The sequence below is a fragment of the Longimicrobiaceae bacterium genome, from assembly GCA_035696245.1.
Lineage (GTDB): Bacteria > Gemmatimonadota > Gemmatimonadetes > Longimicrobiales > Longimicrobiaceae > DASRQW01.
This window is the reverse complement of record DASRQW010000506.1, coordinates 1-3867: the sequence shown is the minus strand read 5'-3', so window position 1 is coordinate 3867 and position 3867 is coordinate 1. Positions and strand designations below refer to the sequence as shown.

The 3867-nt window shown below is 70.8% G+C and carries 3 protein-coding genes; 2 read left to right on the top strand and 1 reads right to left on the bottom strand.

Going from position 1 to position 3867, the window contains the following annotated elements; genetic code table 11:
- Nucleotides 1–503 precede the first annotated feature (503 nt).
- Nucleotides 504–3173, top strand: a complete 2670-nt coding sequence (locus VFE05_22645; protein HET6232893.1) for an IPT/TIG domain-containing protein — start codon at nucleotides 504–506, stop codon at nucleotides 3171–3173.
- Nucleotides 3170–3682 carry a hypothetical protein gene (locus VFE05_22640; protein ID HET6232892.1) on the top strand — a complete coding sequence of 171 codons (513 nt, stop codon included), beginning with the start codon at nucleotides 3170–3172 and terminating at the stop codon, nucleotides 3680–3682. Before VFE05_22645 ends, VFE05_22640 begins: the two co-directional genes overlap by 4 nt.
- A 44-nt stretch (nucleotides 3683–3726) precedes the next feature.
- Here the strand turns inward: VFE05_22640 and VFE05_22635 are convergent.
- A partial coding sequence (locus tag VFE05_22635; protein HET6232891.1) for an IS4 family transposase occupies nucleotides 3727–3867 on the bottom strand: 141 nt, incomplete at its 5' end.

Genomic DNA, 3867 nt, shown 5'->3' with positions numbered 1-3867 from the left:
CGGAGCGTACGTCGGCTGTAGCGGAATCCTTGGCGTACCGATGATCTCGCCTCGAAGATACGGACTGTCTGCGGATTCGGGATGAGATGCCGGGACGGTTGATCGAACGTCGCCTGCGTCCTTCCGTTCGCAGCCCGGACGCGGAAACCTCCTCGCCGGCGTGATGCCGGGAGGAGGTTTCTCATTTCAGGTCGCCGGTCGATGCAAGGCGGCGCGGGCCGTCTCGCCCGAGGTCGGCGGCACGCCGGTCGCGCGGCCGGCGCCGGAACGGAGGCGCCAGGCGCGCGGGATGCGCCCATCCGAGCGGCAGGCGGTTACACCAGGGAAGATCGGCCGGCGCCGAAGCAGGAAGATGTGTCCGCCCGTGGCAGCGAACCTTGCGCTGGTGCCTCGGAAACGCGTCTATTGTCCCAGCGTCGGGCGTGCCGCCCGAGCCCCTTCCATAGCCGACTCCTCCTCCGCGCGCCCAGCGCGGAGGCCGGCACCCCCGGAGAAAAGCCATCATGCCCCTGCTCCCGCTCCGTCCGCGGCGTTTGCCCGCGGCCGCGCTGCTCGCCGTCTCGCTGCTCTCGGCGTGCTCGGACGACGCCCTCCGGCCCGTCATCACCACGCCCGTTCCCCACGTGTCCGGCACGCTCATGCGCTGCGACGCCAGCGTGGCGGGCGGCACCGTCACGTGCGGAGTGCCCATGGGCACCTCGGGCGCCCGCGGCAGCGTGGTCGGGGGGCAGGGCCTGTTCATCCGCATGACCTCGAGTGGGGTCGCCTACGCGGGCGGCGTGTTCAGCTTCAACGCCACGGTGCAGAACCTGACCGACCACCTGCTGGCGACTGCCGACGGCGCCACTCGCGACGACGGCGGCGTGCGCGTCTTCCTCAACACGCCGCCCACCGCCACCTCGGGAAGCGGCGTCATCACGGTGGCGAACGCGACGGGAACGGGCACCTTCACCGGCGGCAGCCAGGACTACTACCAGTACGGCGGCAAGCTGGGCGGCACCGACCAGGCCGAGCTGGGCGCCGACGGCATCCTCTCGCCGGGCGAGGTCTCGACGGCCAAGGCGTGGCAGTTCAACGTCCCCGCCACCGCGACCACCTTCTCGTTCACCGTCTACGTCTCCACGCAGACGCAGAGCGGGTCGATGGCGAGCGTGGCCCCGCAGGTCACCGCGGTCGGCGCGGCGACGCTGGTGCCGGGCGCGAGCGTGACGCTCACCGGCTACAACTTCAACGCAACGCCCGCCAGCAACACGGTGACGATCGGCGGCCGCGCGGCCGCCGTGACCGCCGCCACGCCCACGCAGCTCACCGTCACCGTGCCCTGCACCGCGTCGGGCAGCGTGGCGGTGCAGGTCACGCAAGGGGGCAAGACGGGGATGCCGTACGCCGCGCCCCTCCAGGCGTCGCAGCGCACCCTGGCGGTGGGCCAGTCGGCCATCGTGACCAATCCCGCCCAGGTCGCCTGCACCGAGATCACGGCGACCGGCACCGCCAGCCGCTACTACGTCTCGGTCTACAACTCCGGGACGTCGCCCACCACGGCGGCGAACTTCCAGATCTCGGGCGACGTGGCGGCGGCGGACGGCGGCGTGGTGGAAGCGCCCGCGGCCAGCGTCCGGCAGCCGGAGAGCAACCCCGGCCTGGCGGCACCCTTCACGCCCACCGACTTCGCCTCGCTCGCCCAGCAGCGCGCCGAAGCTCGGCACATGGAGCTGCTCGACAAGAACGCACAGATGTTCCAGCAGCTCAGGACGCACTTCGCCCGCGACCCGCGCATGCGCCGTTCGACCGCACGCGCCTCCGTGGCCCCCGCGGTGGTGCCGCCGCCCGCCACGCGCACCTTCCACGTCTCGAACATCAACGCGACGGCGCCGTCCAACATCTGCACCAGCTCGTACACGGTCAACGCGAACCGCGTGTACTACAACGGCACGATCGCCATCTACGAGGATGCCGACAGCACGCCTTCGGGCTTCCTGGCGGCCAACAACGCCAGCATGCAGGCGTACTACAACAAGATCGGCGACCAGTTCAACAGCGACATGGAGCCGATCCTCCGCAACAACTTCGGCGACGTGCTGCGGCGCGACGCGGTGACCGACAACAACGGCGTGCTGGTGGCGCTGTTCACGCCCATCATCAACAACCGCTTCTCGGGCGTGGCGGGCTTCGTGGTGAGCTGCGACCAGTTCCCCAACGACGCGGGCGCGGGCGATACGAACACGGCCAGCAACTTCGGCGAGTACTTCTACGCCTACCAGCCGAACGTGGCGGGCACCGGCTACAGCGGCAACACGGCCGACAACTGGTACCGCACCATCCGCTCGACCTTCATCCACGAGGCCAAGCACAACGTGGCCTACGAGGCGCGCGTGGAGAACAACGCGTCGAGCTTCGAGTCGGCCTGGCTGGAAGAGGGCCTGGCGCGCACCAGCGAGGAGATGTGGGCGCGCGAGTCGGTGTACGCGCCGCTGGCGTGGAAGGGAAACACGGGCTACGGCACCGCGGCGAACCCCGTGAACATCTACTGCGACGTGCGCCCCTCCGGCTTCCCCGAGTGCGCGAGCAACACGCGCGGGCCGGTGTCGATCATGCAGCGGCACTTCACGTCGCTGTACACGCAGATGTTCGGCAGCAACGGGCGCCTGCTCTCGCCCTTCGGCAAGACGCCCAGCGACAACGCGTCGTACTTCTACGCGATCTCGTGGTCGCTCATCCGCTACTCCGTGGACCGCTACGGCACCAGCGACGCCCAGTTCCTCACGGCGCTCACGCAGTCTACGACCACGGGCACCACCAACCTCGCGGGCACGGCGGGCGTGCCGCTCGACCAGCTCCTCGGCGGCTGGACGCTGGCTCTGGCGGCCGACGACTACCCTGGGATGCCCGCCACGAACCCGGACCCGCAGTTCGCCACCTGGAACTTCCGCAACATCTACGCGGGGCTGAACACAGACTTCCCGGCCACGTACACGCTGCCGTACCCGCTCACGGGCACGGCGGTGAGCTTCGGCAGCTTCGCCCCCATCGGCGTGACGACCATGTACGGCGGCGGCGCGCTGTGGTACCAGTTCTCGGGCACGCAGACGGCGGCGCAGATCGTCCGCCTGCAGGCCAACGGCGGCGGTGCGCTCAACGCCAACATGCGCATGGCCATCGTCCGCGTGCAGTGACGCGGGCCGCGGCGCTGCCGGTGCTGCTCGCCGCCCTCGCGTGCGGACCCATGGTCCCGCGCGAGGCAGGCGATGCGGCGCCGGCGGTCCCGCCCGCGCCGCAGCCGGCCTCGGCCGACACGGCGCGGGGGATCGTGGACGAGGTCGGCTCCGAGCCCGGCACGTCGTTCGTGCTGAGGTCGCGCGGCGGCTCCGTCGTCCACGTGGAAGGCGAGAGGGAGATGCTGCGCAGCGTGGCGGGCGTGGAGGTCGTGGTGCGCGGCCCCCGCACCCGTGCGGGCGTCATCCAAGTCCGCTCCCTCGCGGTCCGCGCCTCCGACGGCATCCCGGCCGTGGACGGCACGCTCCTCCGCGACGGCTCGGGCTGGGTGCTCGTGACGGAGGATGCGCGTCGCCTGTCCGTCCCACATCTCCCCGAGCCGCTGCGAACGCGAGCCGGAGCACGCGTCTGGCTCGCCGGCCCGCTCGACCGGCCCGCGGCAGCCTTCGGGGTCGTCGCGTCGCGGTAGAGATGCACCGCCGGAACGCACGAAACCCTCTCCCAAGCTGCTTGCTACCCATTACCCACAAGTGCGGGTGAGGCGCGCAGGCGCTGGAGGGCGAGGGTGAAGTCCATGAGGCGGCGGAATCCCGTCCAGATCGACTGGATTCCGGGCTCGCCATCGCCCTTGCGCCCCAGAAAGCCGCCCAGCAT

Bases quoted from the DNA above. Each gene is read 5' to 3' on its own strand.
- VFE05_22645 (HET6232893.1), top strand. From the start codon at position 504: ATGCCCCTGCTCCCGCTCCGTCCGCGGCGTTTGCCCGCGGCCGCGCTG.